The sequence below is a fragment of the Nesterenkonia sp. K-15-9-6 genome (assembly GCF_052656005.1).
On the sequence record NZ_JBQYEY010000028.1, the window covers coordinates 22,898 to 44,200 of the forward strand.

At 70.4% G+C, this 21,303-nt stretch carries 19 protein-coding genes and 1 tRNA gene; 12 read left to right on the plus strand and 8 right to left on the minus strand.

Annotation, left to right across the window (positions count from 1 at the left end):
• Positions 1 to 38 precede the first annotated feature (38 nt).
• The 4 genes from SD455_RS14195 to SD455_RS14210 all read left to right on the plus strand — a co-directional run bounded on the left by SD455_RS14195 (position 39) and on the right by SD455_RS14210 (position 3,408).
• Positions 39 to 1,265: a phosphoglycerate kinase gene (locus SD455_RS14195; RefSeq protein ID WP_311024122.1), complete on the plus strand. Its 1,227-nt coding sequence runs from the start codon at positions 39 to 41 to the stop codon at positions 1,263 to 1,265.
• 69 nt (positions 1,266 to 1,334) lie between these two features.
• Positions 1,335 to 2,159 (plus strand): triose-phosphate isomerase, encoded by an 825-nt coding sequence (tpiA, locus tag SD455_RS14200; RefSeq protein ID WP_311024124.1) that lies wholly within the window; start codon positions 1,335 to 1,337, stop codon positions 2,157 to 2,159.
• Between the two features lie 55 nt (positions 2,160 to 2,214).
• Entirely contained in the window at positions 2,215 to 2,466 is a 252-nt protein-coding gene (gene secG, locus SD455_RS14205; protein WP_070158772.1) for a preprotein translocase subunit SecG, read from the plus strand.
• A gap of 201 nt (positions 2,467 to 2,667) precedes the next feature.
• The gene (locus tag SD455_RS14210) at positions 2,668 to 3,408 is read left to right on the plus strand and encodes a metallophosphoesterase family protein (protein WP_445508490.1); all 741 of its coding nucleotides are present in this window, start codon (positions 2,668 to 2,670) and stop codon (positions 3,406 to 3,408) included.
• Here SD455_RS14210 and pgl read toward each other — a convergent pair.
• The 7 genes from pgl to serB all read right to left on the minus strand — a co-directional run bounded on the left by pgl (position 3,399) and on the right by serB (position 13,516).
• The gene (gene pgl / locus SD455_RS14215; protein WP_311024128.1) at positions 3,399 to 4,205 is read right to left on the minus strand and encodes a 6-phosphogluconolactonase; all 807 of its coding nucleotides are present in this window, start codon (positions 4,203 to 4,205) and stop codon (positions 3,399 to 3,401) included. The two genes, SD455_RS14210 and pgl, sit on opposite strands and share 10 nt — an antisense overlap.
• 32 nt (positions 4,206 to 4,237) lie before the next feature.
• A complete protein-coding gene (locus SD455_RS14220) occupies positions 4,238 to 5,182 on the minus strand; it encodes a glucose-6-phosphate dehydrogenase assembly protein OpcA (protein ID WP_070158774.1) in 945 nt (314 codons plus the stop codon).
• Between the two features lie 24 nt (positions 5,183 to 5,206).
• Complete coding sequence (zwf, locus tag SD455_RS14225) at positions 5,207 to 6,805, minus strand: glucose-6-phosphate dehydrogenase (RefSeq protein WP_070158775.1); 1,599 nt, start codon at positions 6,803 to 6,805, stop codon at positions 5,207 to 5,209.
• Positions 6,806 to 6,855: 50 nt separating this feature from the next.
• Positions 6,856 to 8,496, minus strand: coding sequence for a glucose-6-phosphate isomerase (locus tag SD455_RS14230; RefSeq protein ID WP_445508491.1), 1,641 nt, complete (start codon positions 8,494 to 8,496; stop codon positions 6,856 to 6,858).
• A gap of 325 nt (positions 8,497 to 8,821) precedes the next feature.
• Positions 8,822 to 9,943 carry a transaldolase gene (tal, locus tag SD455_RS14235; protein ID WP_311024132.1) on the minus strand — a complete coding sequence of 374 codons (1,122 nt, stop codon included), beginning with the start codon at positions 9,941 to 9,943 and terminating at the stop codon, positions 8,822 to 8,824.
• Positions 9,944 to 10,013: 70 nt separating this feature from the next.
• The gene (gene tkt, locus SD455_RS14240) at positions 10,014 to 12,140 is read right to left on the minus strand and encodes a transketolase (protein WP_445508492.1); all 2,127 of its coding nucleotides are present in this window, start codon (positions 12,138 to 12,140) and stop codon (positions 10,014 to 10,016) included.
• Positions 12,141 to 12,463: 323 nt separating this feature from the next.
• Positions 12,464 to 13,516 carry a phosphoserine phosphatase SerB gene (gene serB / locus SD455_RS14245; protein WP_445508493.1) on the minus strand — a complete coding sequence of 351 codons (1,053 nt, stop codon included), beginning with the start codon at positions 13,514 to 13,516 and terminating at the stop codon, positions 12,464 to 12,466.
• A 39-nt stretch (positions 13,517 to 13,555) separates the two neighbouring features.
• Between serB and SD455_RS14250 the strand changes: the two genes are divergently transcribed.
• Genes SD455_RS14250 through SD455_RS14260 form a run of 3 tightly spaced genes read left to right on the plus strand, consistent with a single transcriptional unit; the run spans position 13,556 to position 16,066 of the window.
• Positions 13,556 to 14,344, plus strand: a complete 789-nt coding sequence (locus SD455_RS14250) for an ABC transporter ATP-binding protein (RefSeq protein ID WP_344685487.1) — start codon at positions 13,556 to 13,558, stop codon at positions 14,342 to 14,344.
• Between the two features lie 7 nt (positions 14,345 to 14,351).
• Positions 14,352 to 15,194, plus strand: a complete 843-nt coding sequence (locus tag SD455_RS14255) for a sulfite exporter TauE/SafE family protein (protein WP_344743946.1) — start codon at positions 14,352 to 14,354, stop codon at positions 15,192 to 15,194.
• Positions 15,191 to 16,066: a TrmH family RNA methyltransferase gene (locus tag SD455_RS14260; protein ID WP_445508494.1), complete on the plus strand. Its 876-nt coding sequence runs from the start codon at positions 15,191 to 15,193 to the stop codon at positions 16,064 to 16,066. Before SD455_RS14255 ends, SD455_RS14260 begins: the two co-directional genes overlap by 4 nt.
• Positions 16,067 to 16,164: 98 nt before the next feature.
• Here SD455_RS14260 and SD455_RS14265 read toward each other — a convergent pair whose 3' ends face one another.
• On the minus strand, positions 16,165 to 16,842 hold the full coding sequence (locus SD455_RS14265; RefSeq protein ID WP_445508495.1) for a Type 1 glutamine amidotransferase-like domain-containing protein: 678 nt from the start codon (positions 16,840 to 16,842) through the stop codon (positions 16,165 to 16,167).
• 135 nt (positions 16,843 to 16,977) lie between these two features.
• Between SD455_RS14265 and SD455_RS14270 the strand changes: the two genes are divergently transcribed.
• From SD455_RS14270 to SD455_RS14290, 5 genes are all read left to right on the plus strand, one after another.
• The gene (locus SD455_RS14270; protein WP_070158796.1) at positions 16,978 to 17,814 is read left to right on the plus strand and encodes an NAD-dependent epimerase/dehydratase family protein; all 837 of its coding nucleotides are present in this window, start codon (positions 16,978 to 16,980) and stop codon (positions 17,812 to 17,814) included.
• Positions 17,811 to 19,160 carry a flavin monoamine oxidase family protein gene (locus SD455_RS14275; RefSeq protein ID WP_445508496.1) on the plus strand — a complete coding sequence of 450 codons (1,350 nt, stop codon included), beginning with the start codon at positions 17,811 to 17,813 and terminating at the stop codon, positions 19,158 to 19,160. Before SD455_RS14270 ends, SD455_RS14275 begins: the two co-directional genes overlap by 4 nt.
• A 139-nt stretch (positions 19,161 to 19,299) precedes the next feature.
• Positions 19,300 to 19,557, plus strand: coding sequence for a type B 50S ribosomal protein L31 (locus SD455_RS14280; protein ID WP_070158779.1), 258 nt, complete (start codon positions 19,300 to 19,302; stop codon positions 19,555 to 19,557).
• A 269-nt stretch (positions 19,558 to 19,826) separates the two neighbouring features.
• Complete coding sequence (locus SD455_RS14285) at positions 19,827 to 20,924, plus strand: lipoate--protein ligase family protein (protein ID WP_445508497.1); 1,098 nt, start codon at positions 19,827 to 19,829, stop codon at positions 20,922 to 20,924.
• A 112-nt stretch (positions 20,925 to 21,036) separates the two neighbouring features.
• A tRNA-Leu gene (locus SD455_RS14290) sits at positions 21,037 to 21,123 on the plus strand.
• Positions 21,124 to 21,303: the final 180 nt, after the last annotated feature.

Here is a 21,303-nt window from a genome sequence, read left to right on the forward strand (position 1 = left end):
CCGTTCCGCCCCTCCGACCGATTGGTACTCTGAACCCCATGACTGCCTCCACACTGGACACCCTGCTGGCCGACGGCGTCTCCGGCCGCCGCGTCCTGGTCCGATCGGACCTCAACGTGCCCCTCGACGGCGCGACCGTCACCGACGACGGCCGGATCCGTGCCTCCCTGCCGGTGCTCGAGAAGCTCGCCCAGGCCGGTGCCAAGGTGCTGGTCACCGCCCATCTCGGCCGCCCGAAGGGCCAGGTCGACCCGCAGTTCTCGCTGGCGCCGGTCGCCGCCCGCATGGCCGAGCTGAGCCGAGTTCCTGTGCGCCGTGCCGAGGATCTGGTCGGCCCGTCCGCGCAGGAGAACGCCGCCGAGCTTCCCGACGGCGAGATCCTCCTGCTGGAGAACGTGCGGTTCGACCCCCGCGAGACCTCCAAGGACGACGCCGAGCGGTCCGCGCTGGCCACGGAGCTGGCCGCCCTGACGGGGGAGGACGGCGTCTACGTCAATGACGCCTTCGGCGCGGTGCATCGGCGTCACGCCTCGGTGGCCGACATCACCGAGCAGCTGCCCGCTTACCAGGGAGACCTGGTCCGGGACGAGCTGGTCGTGCTGGAGCGGCTGACCGAGTCCCCCCAGCGGCCGTACACCGTGGTTCTCGGCGGGTCGAAGGTCTCGGACAAGCTGGCCGTCATCGAGAACCTCATGTCCCGGGCGGACACGCTGCTGGTCGGCGGCGGCATGGTGTTCACCTTCCTGAAGGCCCAGGGATACGGCATCGGGAACTCTCTGGTGGAGGACGACAAGCTGGACACGGTCCGCGGCTTCCTGGCCGCGGCCGAACGCCACGGCTGCCGGATCGTGCTGCCGACCGACATCGTCATGGCCTCCGCGTTCTCGGCCGACGCCGAGCACGAGGTGCTTCCCGTCGAGACGCTCGAGTCAGGGGCCCACGGGGCGGCCGCGCTGGGCCTGGACATCGGGCCGGAGACCGCTGAGGCGTTCTCCCGCGAGATCGCCGACTCCAACACCGTGTTCTGGAACGGCCCCATGGGCGTGTTCGAGATGGAGGCCTTCGCCGCCGGCACCGCCGCAGTGGCCCGCGCGCTGACCGAGACCGAGGGCTTCACCGTGGTCGGCGGGGGAGACTCCGCGGCCGCCGTACGCAGCCTGGGCTTCGAGGAGGCCGCCTTCGGCCACATCTCCACCGGCGGCGGCGCGAGCCTCGAGTACTTGGAGGGCAAGTCCCTGCCGGGCATCGAGGCTCTGCAGCGCTGAGCGCCCAGCCTCACCGACCCCACCACATATCCGTCGCTGGACTCCACCGCTGGAAGGATCACCTGACTCATGACCGCTCAGAAGGACGGGCAGTTCGTCCGTCGCCCGCTGATCGCAGGCAACTGGAAGATGAACATGGACCATATGCAGGGCATCGCCCTGGTCCAGAAGCTGGCGTGGACGCTGGATGACGCAGGACACGACTACGAGCGTGTCCAGGTCTCCGTGTTCCCGCCGTTCACCGATCTCCGCGGTGTGCAGACCTTGGTCACGGGAGACAAGCTCTCCCTGGACTACGGCGCCCAGGATCTCTCGGAGCACGACTCGGGAGCCTACACCGGAGACATCTCCGGTCAGTTCCTGAGCCGCCTGGGCTGCTCCCAGGTGCTGATCGGGCACTCGGAGCGCCGGGAGGTCCATGGTGAGGACGACGCGCTGCTCAACCGCAAGATCCGCGCCGCGCTGCGCCACGATCTGGCGCCGGTGCTGTGCGTCGGCGAAGGGCTTGAGGTCCGGCAGGCGGGGGACCACGTCTCCCACACACTGGCGCAGCTCGACGGCGCCCTGGAGGGGCTCACGGCCGATGAGCTCGGCGAGCTCGTGGTCGCCTATGAGCCGGTCTGGGCCATCGGCACCGGTGAGGTCGCGGGACCGGAGGACGCGCAGGAGATGGCGGCCGCGGTCCGTGCGCACCTGGCCGAACGGTATTCCGCAGAGTTCGCCGACGGCGTGCGGATCCTCTACGGCGGCTCGGTGAAGGCGAAGAACGTCGCCTCGATCCTCGCCGGGACCGACGTCGACGGTGCGCTGGTCGGCGGTGCCAGCCTCGAGGCTGAGGAGTTCGCCAACATCGTCTCGTTCGAGAAGCACATCGACACGGGCCACGCGGGCTGAGTTCCCGCGTTATCCTGGTAGCTGCTGAAACCTCCACCGTCCACGAAAGGCCGCTGTGTCTGCACTGACCATCGCTCTCCAGGTCCTCCTGGCCGTCATCAGCCTGCTGCTGATCCTGCTGATCCTGCTCCACAAGGGGCGCGGCGGCGGAATGTCTGACATGTTCGGCGGCGGTGTGACCTCCTCGCTGGGCTCGTCCGGCGTGGCGGAGCGGAACCTCAACCGCCTGACCATCGCCCTCGGTGTCTCCTGGGGCCTGATCGTCGTGGCCCTGGGTCTGCTCATCCAGGTCAACGTGGACATCTGATCCTCCGCTGAGCCGTCCTCCGGGACCGCGCGGGATGGGGCCCGTGACTCGACCGTCCGGTCGGGTCACGGGCCTCATCGCGTGTCCGGACGATTCGTCATCACGCTGACGGGACGCGTTCATCCTGCCGTCACCACCGGTGGACACCATAGGGGGATGCCACGAGATCCGCTCACCTCCCCGCGACGGGAGGAACGCCTCTTGGTCCACCTCAGCGACCTGCAGGTGGGCGCTCCCGGCACGGACGCTCTGGGGTCCTTGGAACTGCTGGTCGAGGAGCTGACGCAACCTGCCGCCATCGGCCGACCGCCCGATGCGGTCATCATCACTGGGGACCTGGTGCACCAGGGGACAGCCGAGTCCTATCCGATGCTTGCGGCGGCGCTGCGGTGCGTCGAGACGCGACTGGCGGCTCCCGTGCTGTGTGCTCTGGGTGACCATGACGACGCCATCGCAGCCAAGGCGATCCCGTCGTTGCGTGCTGGGTCCTGGACGGTGCACCGTCTGGGCCCGCTGCGGCTCGTGCTGCTGGACAGCGGCCGGGGACGCCTGGGGGAGGCTCAGCTGCGCTGGATGCGACGTCGACTCGCCACGGACGCGCCCTGGGGAAGCGTCGTGTGCCTGCACCATCCACCGGTGGCGACGTCTCTGGCCTCCCCGCCGCCGTTCCCGTTCCCCAGGAACGGCGTGGCGGACGCACTGAGGGCGGTGGCGGCCGACGCCTCGGCGTTCACCGAGGCCTTGGAGGGCACCGACACCCGGGTGGTGCTCGCCGGGCACGGGCGCCACGCGCTCATGGGAGAAGTCGCCGGGGCGGGCCTCCTGGCGGCTCCGTCGTGGGCTCGCCAACGGCAGTACGTCGTCGTGTCGATGTCGTCCCGATGCTGGTCGGCGACGGTGCGCACCGTGGGGGCGGACCGGACCGTCGAGCCTCAGGTCTGAGCGTGCCCCGCGGCTGCGCGGTCCACGTGCCAGACGGTCTCACGGGCACCACGGGCGTTCTTCGCCGGGATCTCGGTGACCTCCGTGGTCTCGTCTGCTGCGCGGCGGACGGCCTCGGCCTTGTCCTGGCCGGCGACGACCAACCACACCCGCTCGGCGCTGTGGATCGCGTCGAACGTCAGAGACACCCGGGGCGGCGGTGGCTTGGGGGAGTCGTCCTCTCCCACAGTGGTCCGGCCCGTCACCTGCAGAGCGGCCTTGCCCGGGAAGAGGCTGGCGATGTGCCCGTCGGGCCCCACGCCGAGCAGGATGACGGCGAACCGCGGGAGGTGCAGCCCCGCACGGCCTCCCTCAGGGGCGTGGAGGGCAAGCTGTTCCGCATAGAGCTCAGCCCCCGCCCGCGGGGAGGCGGCGTCCTCCGAGGACGGCATCCGGTGGATGTTGGCCGCCGGCAGGCCGTGCTCGGCCACCAGCAGGTCCAGCAGGGCCTCGTCGGCCTGCTGCGCGTTGCGCTCCGCGTCGCCGGCTGGGAGCAGCCGCTCGTCGCCCCACCAGAGGTGCACCGCGGAGAGGTCAAGTCCTTCGGCGGCTCCCGAGCGGAAGAGCCGGGCGGCCTCGACGAGGGTGCCGATGCCTGCACCGCCGCCCGTGAGCGCCACATGGGCCGCGCCGTCCTCGGCCACGGTGCGGCGCAGCAGATCGATCAGACGCTCCGCCACGGCTCGGCACAGCGAGTCCTTGTCCTCGAAGAGCTCGGTGCGGGGCGCTGCGGCGGCGGTGTTCAGGGGCACGGTCATGGAGGCGGCCTCTCTGCTGGGGTGACGGGGCATCAGATCGCGGACTGCTCCACACAGGCGCGCAGGTCGGTCTCGGGCAGGCCCCGGGTGAGGACCTCGCCGAAGACCTCGTCGGCGTCGAGCCGACGCATCTCCTCGGACAGGCAGTCCTCCAGCGTACGGTGCGGCAGCGGCACCCGCTGCACCGGGGCATCCTGGAGGTGCAGGGACGCGATGTCCCCCACGGGCCGGGAGAGTACGACGTCGCCGTCGGGGGTGTGCAGCCGCACGGCGCTCAGTCCCCGGTCCACCGTGTGGCGGGTGAGCGTCACCGGCACACCGAGGGCCAGCTGCAGCCAGGCGGCCAGCAGCGCCGAGGACGGCAGCTCCGGGGCCGCCTCCACGGTCGCGCCGGTGACGTGCTCGGGGTCCATCGTGTCCAGGATGCTGGCCAGCTGGATGCGCCAGCCGGTGATCCGCGTCCAGGCGAGGTCCGAATCGCCGTCGTGATAGCTGCGGGCCACCGTGTGCAGCGCCTCCAGCGGACGGGAGGCCCGCGCGGTGTCGGTGATCCGACGGTGCGCGATCCGTCCGATGGGTGTGCGGCTCACGTCCTCCGGGATCTCATCGGCCCACCACGCCACGATCGGCGCATCGGGCAGCAGCAGCGCGGCCACCATCGACTCGTTCTGCTCGGCCAGCTCACCGGAGGCGCGCAGCACGATGACCTCGGAGGCTCCGGCGTCTCCGCCCACGCGGATCTGGGCGTCCAGCCGGGTGTCGCCCGCGGCGTCGCCGGTGGCGAGCACGATGATGCGGCACGGATGCTCCCGGGAGGCCAGGTTGGCCGCCGCGATGGCCGGCTCCGCGTTCTCCTCGGAGGCCAGGATCACCAGCGTCAGCACCCGCGTCAGCGCGACGACGCCGCCGGCCTCTCGCATCTGGTTCAGCTGCTTGGACACCTTGGAGGTGGTGGTGTCCGGGATGTCAACGATCACAGGTCATCTCCTCGTCTCGCGCGCCTACGGCCGGCGCCAGGTGCGTCCGTCGCGGGCCAGCAGCTCGTGGGCCGACGCGGGCCCCCAGCTGCCCGGAGCGTAGGGCTCCGGCTGCTCGTCGAGGGAGGCCCAGTGCTCCTCGAACGGGTCGAGGATCTTCCAGGACAGCTCGACCTCCTCATGGCGGGGGAACAGCGGAGGCTCGCCGAGCAGCACATCCAGGATGAGCCGCTCGTAGGCCTCTGGACTGTCCTCCGTGAAGGCGTGGCCGTAGCCGAAGTCCATGGTCACGTCGCGGACCTCCATCTGGGTCCCCGGCACCTTGGAGGCGAAGCGGATCGTCGCGCCCTCATCGGGCTGGACGCGGATGACCACCGCGTTCTGGCCGAACTCGTGGTCGTCGTGGTCCAGGAACAGCAGATTGGGTGCCCTCTTGAAGATCACCGCGATCTCGGTGACCCGGCGCCCCAGTCGTTTGCCGGCACGCAGATAGAAGGGCACCCCGGCCCAGCGGCGGGTGTTGATGTCCAGCTTCAGCGCCGCGAACGTCTCGGTCCTGGACTCCGGGTTGAAGCCTTCCTCGTCCAGGAACCCGACGACCTTCTCGCCGCCCTGCCAGCCGGAGGCGTACTGCCCGCGGGCCGAGGCGGCGCCGAGGTCCTCGGGGAGAGTGACGGCGGCCAGCACCTTCTCCTTCTCCGCGCGCAGGTCGCGGGCGTCGAAGGAGATCGGCTCCTCCATGGCCGTGAGCGCCAGCAGCTGCAGCAGGTGGTTCTGGATGACGTCGCGGGCCGCGCCGACGCCGTCGTAGTAGCTGGCACGTCCGCCGATGCCGATGTCCTCGGCCATGGTGATCTGCACGTGGTCCACGTGCTGGGCGTTCCAGAGGGGTTCGAACAGCTGGTTGGCGAAGCGCAGGGCCAGCAGGTTCTGGACCGTCTCCTTGCCCAGGTAGTGGTCGATACGGAACACCGAGTCTGAGGGGAAGACCTTCTCCACCACGCGGTTCAGCTCCCGGGCGGAGGCCAGGTCGTGGCCGAACGGCTTCTCGATGACCACTCGGCTCCACGGCGTGGAACGCCCGTTGCGGGCGGCCGTCTCCTCCTGGCGGGAGGCGAGGCCATGGGCGGAGAGCTTCTCACAGACCACGTCGAAGGAGTTCGGCGGGATCGACAGGTAGAAGGCGTGGTTGCCTCGGGTCCCGCGGGACTCCTGGACCTCCCGCAGCGTCTCGCCCAGGCGGGCGTAGGCGTCGTCGTCGTCGAATCCTGCGGCCGGGACGAACCGCAGCCCCGCGGAGAGCTGGTCCCACACCCGCTGGTCGAAGCTGGTGCGCGCCGAGGCCTTCACATGGTCGAGGACCTCGGCGGCGAACTGCTCGTGGGTCCAGTCTCGGCGGCCGAAGCCCACCAGGGAGAAGCTCGGCGGCAGCAGTCCTCGGTTGGCGAGATCGTAGATCGCCGGCAGCAGCTTCTTCCGGGCCAGGTCACCGGTGACGCCGAACATCACCATGGCGCTGGGCCCGGCGATGCGGTTCAGCCGCCTGTCGCGGACATCGCGCAGCGGATTGCCTCCGCGGGAGGTGCGGCTGCTGCGCGGGGTGCTCCGAAGGGTCGGATTCATGCGAGCTCTCTCTGTGTCTCTCCTGGTCAGGGCAGGATCTGGACCGTGGGTCAGGACAGGGCGTCGACGGCGTCGAGCACCTGCTGGAGCCCGGCGGCGCGGTCGGTCAGATGCAGCTGGAGCACCGGCATCCCGTGACCGGCCAGCACCTGGGCGTCACCGGCCGCCTGGGCGCCGATGAGCTTCTGCAGGGTGAACGGCCGGCCGGGGACCTCGAGGTCCTCGGCGGCGTCCGCAGTGATCTGCAGGAAGACGCCCACGTGGGGGCCGCCCTTGTGGAACTGGCCCGTGGAGTGCAGGAAGCGCGGCCCCCAGCCGAAGGTCACGGGTCGTCCGGTGTGGGCGGCGAACTGCGCGCGCACATCTTCCAGACGCGCCTCGGAGGTGCGGTCCAGGTACGCCATGACGGCCACATAGCCGTCCCCGGGCACCTGCGCGAGCAGGCCGCGCAGGGCGGAGCCCAGGTCCTCGCCGACCGGTGCTCCTCCGGCGGTACGGATCTCCACGGCACCGTCGGTCACGGCGTCGCCGGCTTCAGGCGCGGGGGAGTCCAGCAGACCGCGGGCTGCGGTCTTGGCGGACTCCACGTCAGGCTGGTCGAAGGGATTGATGCCCAGCAGTGCCCCGGCGACGGCGGTGGCGACCTCCCAGAGCACGAACTGCGCCCCCAGGCTCCCGCCGGTGCGCACGACATGCGGGGTGACGACGGTGTCCGCGGTGTCGCCGTCCACCGAGGAACCCTCCTCGGCGTCGGCGTCGATGATCTGCACCACGAGCACGTCGTCCAGCTCGCGGGTGAGCTCCGGCTCGCCGTCGGAGACGATCACCGGCAGCACGCCGGTGCCTTCCTTGCCGGTGGACTCGGCGATGAGCTGCTCGATCCATGCGCCGAGCCCCACCAGCGGGGAGCCGGCGTCGGTGATGACCAGCTTGTTGCGCAGCGGCTGGGTGCCGCCGATCGCGGAGCCGAGCTGCAGCCCCGGGTTGGCGTCGTCGTCGCCTGCCAGGACCGTGAAGGCCTCCTCGGCGTCGTCGAGGAGGGCCTCGATGTCGGCGCCGGCCAACCCGGAGGGGACGAGGCCGAAGGCGGTGAGGGCGGAGTAGCGACCCCCGACGGTGGGATCGGCCTCGAAGACCGCCCGCACCCCGTCGGCCGCCGCGGACTCGGCCAACGGGGAGCCGGGGTCAGTCACGACCACGGTGCGGGAGGCGGCGTCGATGCCGGCCGCGGCGAACGCCGCGGAGACGATCCGGCGCTGCGAGTCGGTCTCCACGGTGGAGCCGGACTTGGAGGAGACCACCAGCACGGTGCGCTCCACAGCCGTGCCGACGACGGCGGCCACGTGCTGCGGGTCGGTGGAGTCCAGCACGGTCAGCTCCACCCCCTCGGTGGCGCAGATGACTTCGGGGGCCAGCGACGATCCGCCCATGCCGGCCAGCACCACACGGTCGACTCCTTCGGCGGCGAGCTGGTCACGCAACTCGGCGATGCGGGGGAGCAGCTCCCGGGAGTCGGCGAACAGAGCCACCCAGCCGAGACGCTTCGAGGCCTCGTCCTCGGCGGCCGCACCCCAGAGGGTGTGGTCCTGGGCGGCCAGACGGCTGGCGAACTCGTGGTCGATCAGTCCAGGGACCTGGGCGTCCACGGCGTCGCGGGCGGCCCCGCGCAGGGTGAGGGAGAGCGAACTCATGGTGTGCATCCTTTCGAAGCGGAAGCTGCCGGACGGATTCGGGGAGTGCCCTCGCCGGCGCGGGCCGCTGACGGGAGCCCCGGAACGGCCGACTCCGCGTCAGCGAGGGTCAGCGAGCGTCGGCGAGGGTCAGAGGTGGAGCGGGGAATCAGGGGTGGAGCAGGAGGAGGCGCTGTGGCTGCGGCGCCGGGTCTCGTGGAGCAGAGGCTGGTCCGCGGCGAGCGGACGCCGTGGGGCGGGCCGGGGGACCGGCCCCGTGGCCCGGGAGACGCCGCGGTCTGCGGCGTCTCCCGGGCGTCCGGGGACGGTCGAGTCCGTGGGAGGGTCAGGCCACCACGCGACGCAGACCCGCGTCGATGGTGCCCAGCAGGCCTTCCCAGGACTGCACGAACTTGTCGAGCCCCTCGGTCTCGAGGGTGTCCACGACGTCGCGGTAGCTGATGCCGGCCGCGGCGATGCCGTCGAGGACCCGGTTGGACTCCACATAGGTGTCGGTCATCGTGTCGCCCTCGACCACGCCGTGGTCGGCCAGCGCCATGAGGGTCTTCTCCGGCATGGTGTTGACCACGCCGGCGGCCACCAGCTCGGTCACGTACAGCGTGTCCGAGAGGTTGGGGTCCTTGGTGCCGGTGGAGGCCAGCAGCAGGCGCTGGGGGCGCGCGCCGCGATCCGCCAGCAGCTGCCAGCGCTCGGAGCTGAACGACTCGCCGGCGATCTGGTGGGCCAGCCGGGCATTGGCGAGTGCCGCGGCGCTGCGGAGCTTCTCAGTGCCCGGCTTGCCCTCCTCCGCAGCTAGCTCCAGACGCTTGTCCACCTCGGAGTCGACGCGCGAGACGAAGAAGGAGGCCACGGAGTGGATCGTCGAGATGTCCTTGCCCTCGGCGTGGGCCTTCTCCAGTCCGAGCATGAACGCGTTGATGACCGCGCGGTACCGCTCCAGGGAGAAGATCAGCGTGACGTTGACGCTGATGCCCTCGGCGAGCACTGCGGCAATCGCCTCGATGCCCTCCACCGTGGCGGGGATCTTGATCAGCACGTTCTCACGCCCGACCGCCTCCGCGAGCTCCTTGGCCTGCGCGATGGTGCCCTCGGTGTCGCGGGCGAGACGGGGGTCGACCTCGATCGAGACCCGGCCGTCCACGCCGTCGGTGCGCTCGTAGACGCCGGCGAAGACGTCGCAGGCCTGGCGCACATCGGCGGTGGTGATCTCGAAGACGGCCTTCTCCGCATCGGCGCCGGCGGCGGCGAGCTCGCTGAGCTGCTTCTCGTAGGCCTCGCCCTTGGCCAGAGCGTTCTCGAAGATCGTCGGGTTGGTGGTCACACCGACCACGTGGTGGCTCTCGATGAGCTCGGCCAGCGAGCCGGAGTCGAGACGCTCGCGGGAGAGGTCGTCCAGCCAGATGGAGACGCCCTGGTCGGAGAGCGCCTGGGTGTTCGGGTTCGTCATGGGTATGTCTCCTGATGACATGTCAGCGGGCGACGGAGTCGCCCTGGGGGTCGGAACTGCGGGGCGGCGGTCAGCGCGCGGCCGCGACGGACTCCTCGGCGGCCGCGACGACGGCCTCGGAGGTGATGCCGAACTCGCGGTACAGGGTCTGATAGTCGGCGGAAGCGCCGAAGTGGTCGAGGCCGACCACGCGGCCGGCGTCGCCGACGAGCCGGTGCCAGCTCATCGGGTGCGCCGCCTCCACCGCCACACGGGCCTTCACCGAGGAGGGCAGGACCTGCTCCCGGTACGCGCCGTCCTGCTCGGCGAACCACTCCAGGCAGGGAGCGGAGACCACACGGGCGGCGACGCCCTTGGCGGCCAGCTGCTCGCGAGCCTCCACGGCCAGCTGCACCTCGGACCCCGTGCCGATCAGGATCACATCGGGGGTGACGGCCTGGCCATCCCTGACGGCCTCGGCGAGCACGTAGGCACCCCGGGCGGCCCCCTCGACCGAGCCGAAGGACTCCGCGGTCGCCGCACCCTCCCCGCGCTCGTAGGTGGGGATGCCCTGACGCGTCAGCGCCAGGCCGGCCGGACGGTCCCCGCGGCGCAGCACCTCGCGCCAGGCGACGACGACCTCGTTCGGGTCACCGGGACGGACCACGTCGAGTCCCGGGATCGCCCGCAGGGAGGCGAGCTGCTCCACCGGCTGGTGGGTCGGGCCGTCCTCACCGAGGCCGATGGAGTCGTGGGTCCACACGAAGATGGAGCCGATCCCCATCAGCGCCGCCAGGCGGATCGCCGGACGCTGATAGTCGGAGAAGATGAGGAAGGTGCCGTTGTAGGTGCGCAGCGGCGTCGAGAGCTGGATGCCGTTGGTGATGGCCGCTGCGGCGTGCTCCCGGACGCCGAAGTGCAGGTTCCGGCCGTAGGGGTTACCGGAGAACTTCGAGGTGGATCGCTCCTCCGGAACGAAGGAGGGGGAGGCCGCGATCAGCGTGTTGTTGGACCCAGCCAGGTCTGCGGAGCCGCCCCAGAGCTCGGGCAGCACGTCGCCGACGGCGTTGAGGACCTTGCCGGAGGCGGCGCGGGTGGCCACGGCCTCGCCGGCCGGGAACTCGGGGAGGCTCTCCTCCCAGCCCTCGGGCAGCTCGCCGGCGGTCAGGCGGTCCAGCAGCGCGGCGGCCTCGGGGTTGGCCTGACGCCAGGCCTGGTAGGACTGGTCCCACTCGGCGTGGGCGGCGGCCCCGCGGTCCACCACCTGGCGGGCGTGGCCGAGGACCTCGTCGTCGACGGCGAAGTGTGCCTCGGGGTCGACGCCGAGGACCGTCTTCAGCGCGGCCAGCTCGTCGCCGCCGAGCTTGGCGCCGTGGATGCCGCCGGTGTTCTGCTTGGTGGGGGCCGGCCAGCCGATGATGGTGCGCAGGCTGATCAGCGAGGGCTTGTCGGTGGTCGCCTTCGCCTCGGCGATGGCACGCTCGAGCTCGGCCACGTCCTCGACGTAGTCGCCGGTCTTCAGCCAGTCGACCCGCTGGACGTGCCAGCCGTAGGCCTCGTAGCGGGCCGAGACGTCCTCGGTGAAGGCGATGTCCGTGTCGTCCTCGATGGAGATCTTGTTGTCGTCGTAGATGACGACGAGGTTGCCCAGCTGCTGGTGGCCTGCGAGCGAGGAGGCCTCGGAGGTGACGCCCTCCTGCAGGTCGCCGTCGGAGGCGATGACCCACACGGTGTGGTCGAAGGGGCTCTTGCCCGGAGCGGCGTCGGGGTCCAGCAGACCCCGCATGCGGCGCTGGCCGTAGGCGAAGCCGACGGCGGAGGCGAGCCCCTGGCCCAGCGGGCCGGTGGTGATCTCCACACCGTCGGTGTGGCCGTACTCGGGGTGCCCCGGGGTCAGCGAGTCCCAGGTGCGCAGGGCCTTGATGTCGTCCAGCTCCAGGCCGTAGCCGGAGAAGAACAGCTGGAGGTAGAGAGTCAGCGACGTGTGCCCCGGAGAGAGGATGAACCGGTCACGACCGATCCAGGTGGGATCCTTCGGGTCATGCCTCATGACCTTCTGGAAGAGCAGATAGGCGGCGGGAGCCAGCGACATGGCCGTACCGGGGTGGCCGGAGCCAACCTTCTCGACGGCGTCGGCGGCCAGCACGCGCAGGGTGTCGACGGCCCGCTCGTCGAGATCGCTGAAGACGGCGGAGTCGTTCACGGCTGTTTCGGTCACTGAGGTTCCTCCAAGGTTTTGACGGATGACAACGAGGCTGCACATCGTCGTGCCGCGCGTGTCCAGACTACCGGGGTCGAGCATATGTGTCTCGCATCATGTGGGGATTGCCGATTGCTCACGCGAGCACATGGGTGAGGTGAGAAAGGGTGGGTGGGTGCTCCGATCGCGCGTCTGGCCAGGCGAGACGAGAACTTCCGCGGATTCTCGGGAATCTCCGCGGGGGTGAGGGCAATGGGAATGCGGTTTCCGATTTCTTCGCCAGGGGGCGTCATCGGAAGGAACATGCTCAGATGAGCGGCGCACATGAGCGTGCAGAAGGGTCAGTCGAGACCGAGCGCGAGGGACACCAGCTCCAGGGAGCGGTGTCGGATCACCAGGTCGGACTGCTCCGCCAGGGCAGGCTTGGCGCAGAAGGCGACGCCGACGCCGGCGGCGGCGACCATGTCCAGGTCGTTGGCGCCGTCGCCCACGGCCACCACGGAGGAGGCTTCGACGCCGTCTTCGGCGGCCCAGCGGAGCAGACGGTCCCGCTTCGCCGCACGATCCACCACGGCGCCGGCCACACGGCCGGTCAGGCGGCCGGCCTCGATCTCCAAGGTGTTGGCGTCGGCGCGGTCCAGGCCCAGCCGATGCGCCAGGGGGTCCAGGACCTGGACGAATCCTCCGGAGACCGCGCAGGCCGTCCAGCCGCGACGCCGGAATCCGGAGATGAGCCGTTCGGCGCCGCAGGTGGGGGAGACCGCGTCGACAGTGGAGTCGATGACCGACAGCGGCAGGTCCTGGAGCGCGGCGACCCGCTCGTGGAGCGAGGCCGCGAAGTCCAGCTCTCCGCGCATCGCCCGCTCCGTGACCTGGGCGACCTCCTGCTCACGGCCGGCATGCCGGGCGAGCAGCTCGATGACCTCCTGGTCGATGAGGGTGGAGTCCACGTCCATGAGCAGCATCCGCGGACCCGGCGGGCGCATGGCCGCCGGAAGGACGGTGGTGGTCACCGCGGCCGCGCCGTCGAGGCCCTCCTCGCCGAGGCCCTCGGCCTCCAGCAGGTCACCGATGCGGTCCGCGACGTCCTGCAGCAGGGCGATCAGCAGCTGCGTGCCGTACGAGTCGTCGGCGTCATCCAACGTCACCGACCAGCGGGCCACCTCGACCTCGCCGTCACCGGCGGCGTCCCGCACGGCCACCGTGCGGGACTCGACGCTGTGCACGGCCCCGCGGCGCTCCAGCTCCGCAGTGAGCGAGCGCAGCAGCGGCACGTCGAGGCGCCGGGCGGCGATCATCGCGACGGTGCCGGGCGGCAGATCCGGAGAGGCGGGAGCCTCGGTGGAAGGTGCTGACGAGGGGCTGGGAGACACGCGGCCGGAGGAAGGAGTCATAGTGCGACCAGGGTATCGGGCTTCGATAGTCTGGGGCTCATGAGTCTTGTCCTCGACATCCAGGGCGTCAGTGTGCGCCGCGGCCGGAAGCATCTGCTCGACGACGTCACGTGGACCGTGGGAGAGGACGAGCGCTGGGTGGTGCTCGGCCCCAACGGTGCGGGCAAGACCACTCTGCTGCAGATCGCCGCGGCGCGTCTCCACCCCACCCAGGGGCAGGTGGGCATCCTGGACGAGCGTCTCGGTGCGGTCGACGTCTTCGAGCTGCGGCCGCGCATCGGCCTGTGCTCCAACGCCCTGGCCTCCACGATGCCGACCCGGGAGAAGGCCCTGGACATGGTCGTCACCGCCGCCTACGGGGTGACGGGCCGCTGGCGCGAGGAGTACGAGCGCCTGGACGAGCGCCGCGCCTTCGAGCTGCTCAACACCTGGGGAGTGGGCACCGTCTTCGACCGCCCCTTCGCCACCCTGAGCGAGGGGGAGCGCAAGAGGGTGCAGATCGCCCGGGCATTGATGACCGACCCGGAGCTGCTGCTGCTCGACGAGCCGGGAGCAGGGCTGGACCTCGCCGGGCGGGAGTCGCTGGTGCACCGCACCGCCGAGCTCGTGGCCTCCGAGGATGCTCCCACCACGGTGCTGGTCACCCATCACCTGGAGGAGATCCCTCCGGGCTTCACCCACGTGCTGCTGCTCCGCGACGGCCGGTCGGTCGCCCAGGGGTCGATCGACGAGGTGCTGACCTCGGAGAACCTGTCGACCACCTTCGACATGCCGCTGGAGCTCCACACCCGCAACGGGCGCTTCTCGGCGTTCGCCGCCTCCCGCTGACGTGGGAGTGGACATCTTCGGGCTGGGCCTGGACCAGGTCCTGATCATCGCGCTGGCCGCCGTCTGGGCCGGGGCGATCAACACCGTCGTCGGCTCCGGGACCCTGGTGACCTTCCCCGTGCTGGTGGCCATGGGCTTTCCCCCGGTGACGGCGACGATCTCCAACGCCATGGGGCTCATCGCCGGGAACATCACCGGCACCTGGGGCTATCGACGGGAGATCGCCCAGGTCGGTGGGACGCTGCTGCGTCTGGTGCCGGTCTCGCTGCTCGGTGGCGTGGTCGGTGCCCTGCTGCTGCTGACCCTGCCCGAGGAGGTCTTCGAGACCGTCGCCCCGGCGCTCATCGTGGTCGCGCTGTTCTTCGTGATCTTCCAGCCGCGGCTGCAGCGCTGGGTCCGGGCCCGCAAGGCCGCCGAACAGGAGCGCCGCACCGAGATCGCCGTGCAGAGCGGGGAGGCTCCGCCGCCTGAGCGGCCCGAGGTGGGCCCGCTGCTGATCGCCCTGGTGTTCTTCGCCGGCGTCTATGGCGGGTACTTCGTCGCGGCCCAGGGCGTGCTGCTGGTCGGCATCCTGGGGGTCTTCCTGGCCGCGACCCTGCAGCAGGCCAACGCGGTCAAGAACGCCCTGGTCCTCACCGTGAACCTCACCGCCGCGGTGAGCTACCTGTTCCTGGCCATCGACCGGATCGAGTGGATCGTGGTCGCGATCATCGCCGTGGGCTCCACCATCGGCGGCTTCGCCGGAGCCTGGGTCGGGCGGCGGATGAAGCCGCTGGTGCTGCGGCTGGTGATCGTCACCCTGGGCGTGGTGGCCCTGGTCGTCATGATCCGCAACCTGCTGGGCGCATGAGCGGCGGCGTCTCCGGGCCCGAGCGCGACGCTGTGGCGTCGGTCCCCAATCCGATCGTGGTGCTGGACTCCGCCGATGATCCGCGGGCCACGGACTACCGGTCCCTGACCGACGCGGCGCTGCGGCGCCGCCAGGACATCGCCCACGGAATGTACATGGCGGAGTCCAGCCAGGTGGTGCGCCGGGCGGTCGACGCCGGGCACCGACCACGGTCCTTCTTCATGGAGCACCGTCACTTGGCCGGTCTCGCCGACGTCGTCGCCCGCTGGCCGCAGGCGCCCGTGTACCTGGGGGAGCAGCAGGTCCTGCAGGAGATCACCGGATTCCATCTGCACCGTGGCGCGCTCGCAGCGATGCATCGGCCGGCCGAGCTGCGTCTGGACGAGGTGCTGGACGGCATCGATGCGGATCAGAAGGACGCGCGCCTGCGAGTCGGCATCCTGGAGGATCTGACCGACCACACGAACGTCGGGGCCGTGTTCCGCTCGGCGGCGGCGCTGGGCGCGGATGCGGTGCTGCTCTCCCCGGCGTGTGCCGACCCGCTGTACCGGCGGGCGATCCGGGTCTCGATGGGGGCGGTGTTCCAGATGCCGTGGACCCGGGTCCACCCGTGGCCGGACGGCCTGGCGTCCCTGCAGGCCGCCGGCTTCGTGGTGGCCGGACTCTCGCTGGGGGAGGGCTCGGTGCCGCTGGACGACCTGGTGGCTCAGGACCACAGTCGGCTCGCCCTGGTGCTGGGCAATGAGGGAGACGGGCTGCGGGAGGAGACCGAGCGGCGTCTGGACGCGCGGGTGACGATCCCCATGATGCGCGGCGTGGACTCCCTCAACGTGGCCGCCGCCTCCGCCGTGGCGTTCTATTCGACCCGGTGACCCGCTGTTCGACCCGGTGATCCGCTGTTCGACCCGGTGACGTGCGCGGCGCGGAGGCGTCGTGGTCAGACTGTGGTCGGACTGTGGTGAGACTGCGGTCAGACTGCGCCGAGGCGCAGCCACCGTCCCTCGGAGACGACGTCGACGTCGCGGTCCACCACGCGGATCGCGGTGTCGTCATCGATCGCGTAGGCCCCTCCCGTGAGAGTCTCGGCCCATTCCGCGGCCTTCTCTGCCGTCTGATGGTCCCATCCCGGGTAGTCCAGATGGGGGAAGAGGGAGAAGTCCACGAACCCGAGCGTCTGATCGTCGCCGCGCGGCTCGGGCCAGGTCACGAAGCGCTCGCCGATCCGCGGCGTCATCACCATGCTGCCCGCACTCATCCCCACCCAGACGGTCTCTGACAGCTCGGGCAGGACCTCGGCGAGCCCGGAGGTCCTCATCCAGTGGCACAGGTACATCGTGTCACCGCCGGCGGCCAGCAGGACATCGGCCTCCTGGACCCAGCCCAGCCAGCGCTCACGGGCGATGCTGGGCAGCGCCGTCAGCTCCAGGACGCCGACGGAGCCCCACCGTGCGTCGATGAGACCTCGGCCCGCCGGACCCTGTCCGGCGATGCCCTGCCAGGTCATCTGCGGCGTGCACGACGGATGGCCATGCATCGCAGTGGGGATGTACAGCGCCCGGCTCTCGTCGGTCGGTCGGCCCAGCACGTCGGTGAGCGCGGACCGGATGGTCGCGTTGGTGATGCCTCCGGAGGTCAGCAGCAGCTTCATCAGGTCCTCCAGGGTCTCTCAGGGGATGGCTCCGTGATCTGATCCTGCCAGAGGGCACGGCGGCGGGGGAGTGCTGGACGTCCGCGCTCCGGCTCACAGGCTCATGGGTCCATGACCTGTGCCACACTGGTGCGCATGCGCATTGCACTGACAGGGTCCTCAGGCAAGCTCGGATCTGTGGTGGCCCGCGAGCTCCGTGCCGCAGGCCACCGGGTGGTCGGGCTCGATCGCGTCGGTGAGCGCGATCCTGACTTCGTCCAGATCGACCTGATGAACTACGGCGAGGTCGTCGACGCCCTGACCTCCGTCAACGACACACACGACGGAGTGGACGCGCTAGTGCACCTCGGCGCCATCCCCGCTCCGGGGCTCGCGCCCGACGTCGCCACCTTCCACAACAACATGCTCGCCACGTTCAACGTGTTCTGGGCGGCGACGAAGCTGGGGATCACGCGCATCGTGCATGCGTCCAGTGAGACCGTGCTGGGCCTGCCGTTCGACGTGCCCCCGCCCTACATCCCGGTGGACGAGGAGTACCCGGCGCGCCCCGAGTCGGTCTACTCGCTGGTGAAGCACCTCGAGGAGCAGATGGCGATCGAGCTCGTCCGGTGGAATCCGCAGGTGTCCATCACGGCCCTGCGCTTCTCCAACGTGATGTGGCCCGAGGACTACGCCGCGTTCCCCTTCGATGAGGATCCGCGGCAGCGCAAGTGGAACCTGTGGAGCTACATCGACGCCCGTGACGGCGCGCAGGCCGTCGAGAGGGCGTTGCAGTCCGCACCTGCCGGCTTCGACCGTTTCATCATCGCCGCCGCGGACACCGTCACCACGCGCAGCAACGCCGACCTCGTGGCCGACGTGTTCCCCGACGTGCCGATCCGCGGCGACCTCGGTGAGCACGACACGATGCTCTCCATCGCCAAGGCACGCCGTCTGCTCGGCTTCGAGCCACGGCACACCTGGCGCCCATGACCCGTGGCGACACGATCGTCGTCGGGGCCGGCGTCGCCGGTCTCACCGCAGCCCGGCTGCTCGCCCGGGCCGGGCGGTCCGTCATCGTGCTGGAGGCCCGGGACCGCATCGGTGGGCGGGTGCACACCGCCCACGGGCTCGACCTCGGGGCCAGCTGGATCCACGGGGTGGACGACAACCCGGTGGCCGCGGCCGCGGCGGCACTCGGCATGCCGATGATTGAGTTCACGGTGGGCGGGTACCAGGTGGACGGCCGCCCGATCGCGTACTTCGGGCCCGACGGCGCGCGTCTGCCGGTCGAGGAGGTGCGGGCCTTCGCGGCGGACGTGCATGCGATCGACCGGGAGCTCCTGCCGTTGATCGAATCCTCCGGCCCGGCCGACTCGTACCACGACGTCACCGAGGCCGCCCTCGCTGCCCAGGCGTGGCCCCCTGATCGCGCCCAGAGGGTCCGCGAGCATCTCGCGCACCGCAGCGAGGAGCAGTACGGCGTCGGGATCGAGGAGCTCGCCGCGCACGGACTCGACGACGATGAGATCATCGGCGACGAGGTGATCTTCCCCGGCGGCTATGCCGCGCTGCCGGCGTATCTCGCCTCCGGACTCGACGTCCGCCTGAAGCATCCGGTCTCGCGGCTCGTCTGGGGCGGCGACGGCGTCGTCGCCGAGACCGACCGGGGCAGGTTCGCCGCGGACGCCGCGGTCCTGACCGTTCCTGTCGGTGTGCTGAGGTCCGACCTGCTCCGGGTGGAGCCCCCGCTGCCCGAGCCGGTCTCCACAGCCCTCGGGCGCCTGGAGATGAACGCCTTCGAGAAGATCATCCTGCGCTTCCCGCACCGGTTCTGGGACGAGGAGGCCTATGCCCTGCGACAGCTGGGACCCGCAGGGCACTGGTGGCACTCCTGGTATGACCTCACCCGGCTGGACGGCGTGCCCACCCTGCTGACCTTCGCCGCCGGACCGGCCGCGCAGGCCATCCGCTCCTGGAGCGAGGAGGAGGTCGCCGAGTCCGTGCTGAATCAGCTGCGACGGCTGCATCCGGACGTCCCCGCTCCCACCGAGGTGCACGTCACCCAATGGAGCGAGGATCCGTTCGCCCAAGGGTCCTACGCCTATCTGCCGGTCGGGTCCCGACCGGAGGACCATGACACCCTCGCGACTCCGGTCGGCGGTGTGCTGCACCTCGCCGGCGAGGCGACCTGGAGCGATGATCCAGCGACCGTCACCGCGGCCCTGTGCTCCGGTCACCGCGCGGCCGAGAACGTGCTGGGCCGCCCGATCCCGATCTGCGAGACGTGGGCGGGCGCGGGCGGCGGGGCCGCCGCAGAGCAGGAGACGGGGGCCTGAGGGTGCCCGGAGGAATCGGGCCAGGGGAGTTGGGTCGGCGGACCGGTCTGGGATAGCATGGTGTGCTGGTCCGCAGAGGGCCCCCTGATCCACGAGCTTCTGGCAAAATCCAGCGGCAGACACGAAGGACATCCGAACCATGAAGTCTGACATCCACCCCACCTACGGGCCGGTCATCTTCCATGACCTCTCCTCCGGCGAGAAGGTCCTGACCCGCTCGACGGCCACCTCCGAGAAGACCATGGAGTGGGAGGACGGCAACACCTACCCGGTCATCGACGTCGAGATCTCCGCGGCCTCGCACCCGTTCTACACCGGCAAGCAGCGGATCATGGACTCCGCCGGTCGCGTGGACAAGTTCAACAAGCGCTTCAAGGGCTTCGGCGGCAGCAAGTGACATGGCGCCGCCGCCCCTGACGATCCGTCGGGGGCAGCACGGACGAGGGCCGCGGCATCTGCCGCGGCCCTCGTCGTGTCTGCGGGCGCACGACCGGCCCGTGCACCGTCGCAGGCCCCTCAGGAGTGCTGTCTCGTGCACCGGCTGTGCCCAGCGTCAGTAGGATGGAGGCCGTGACGAGCGAACAGCAGAGCAGCGCAGGTCAGGCATCCGCAGGTCAGGCGTCTGGAGGTCCGGCGTCCAGTGTCCCTGCGCCGGCGGCAGGCCCGGTGGATCCCACCGCGTCCACCACCCGGCACGGAGAGTACAAGGTCGTCGGCGGCAAGCTGGTGGTGGTCGATCTGACGGTCGACGAGGAGGCCGGGCGCATCGCCGCGGCCTCGGTCAACGGTGACTTCTTCCTGGAGCCCGACGAGGCGCTCGAGGACCTGAACCGCTCGCTGGTCGGGCTCGACGTCGGCTCGACCCGTGAGACCATCGCCCGCGCCGTGGAGGCCGGGCTGCCCGTGGATGCGCAGATGGTCGGATTCGACGCCGACGCGGTCGGCGTCGCGGTCCGGCGGGCGCTCGGGCACGCCACCACCTGGACCGACCACGAGTGGGAGATCCTGCCGCCGGTGGCGCTGCCGATCGCGGTCAACGTGGCTCTGGATCAGGTCCTCACCGAGGAGGTCGGACGCGGTGCCCGCCCGCCGCTGCTGCGGCTGTGGGACTGGAACGAACGTGCCGTGGTCATCGGCTCCTTCCAGTCGCTGGCCAATGAGGTCGACGCCGAAGCGGCCCGCGCCACGGAGACCACCGTGGTGCGTCGCATCTCCGGAGGCGGCGCGATGTTCATGGAGCCCGGCAACTGCGTGACCTATTCCCTGTGCTTCCCGCAGTCCCTGGTCGACGGCATGAGCTTCGCGGACTCCTATCCGTTCCTGGACTCCTGGGTCATGGAGGCGCTGCGAGAGATCGGCGTGGAGGCAGCCTACAAGCCGCTCAACGACATCGTGTCCGCCGCCGAGGGCGAGGGACAGGGGCGGAAGATCGGCGGGGCCGCTCAGAAGCGTCTCGCCAACGGTGGGATGCTGCACCACGTCACCATGAGCTATGACATCGACGCGGCGAAGATGCTCCAGGTCCTGCGCATCGGCCGGGAGAAGATCTCCGACAAGGGCATCGCCTCGGCGGTCAAGCGGGTGGACCCGCTGCGCAGCCAGACAGGACGCAGCCGCCTGGAGATCTTCGAGACGTTCATGGAGGTCTTCGGCCGCCGCTACGGCGCGCGCACCGCGGAGATCCGTGAGCACGAACTGGCTCGCGCGCATCAGCTCGTGGACGAGAAGTTCAGCACCGAGGCATGGACGGCGCGAGTGCCCTGATCGGCTCGGCCCGCACACCGCGGCTCCCAGTGAGAGGCAGGTCACTCGATTGGTGGAGCGCCTGGAGGCCGTGCTAGAGTCTCATGTCGTTGCCGCAAGGCATTCACCCCCTGCGCGGGTGGCGGAATAGGTAGACGCGCTAGCTTGAGGTGCTAGTCCTCTATTAATGAGGGTGCGGGTTCAAGTCCCGCTCCGCGCACGACTCGAGACCCCGGTCTGATCAGGCGAGATCCTGACCAGACCGGGGTCTTTCGTCATCCAGGCCAGCGGCCCGTCCTCGGCGTGACCGGTGGCTCACAGGGGGGTTATTGGCCAGAATGTGTGTATGGCCCGGGCGTGTCATCCCCTTCCGGCCCAGCCTTTGCGGGTCCAGAGGCCT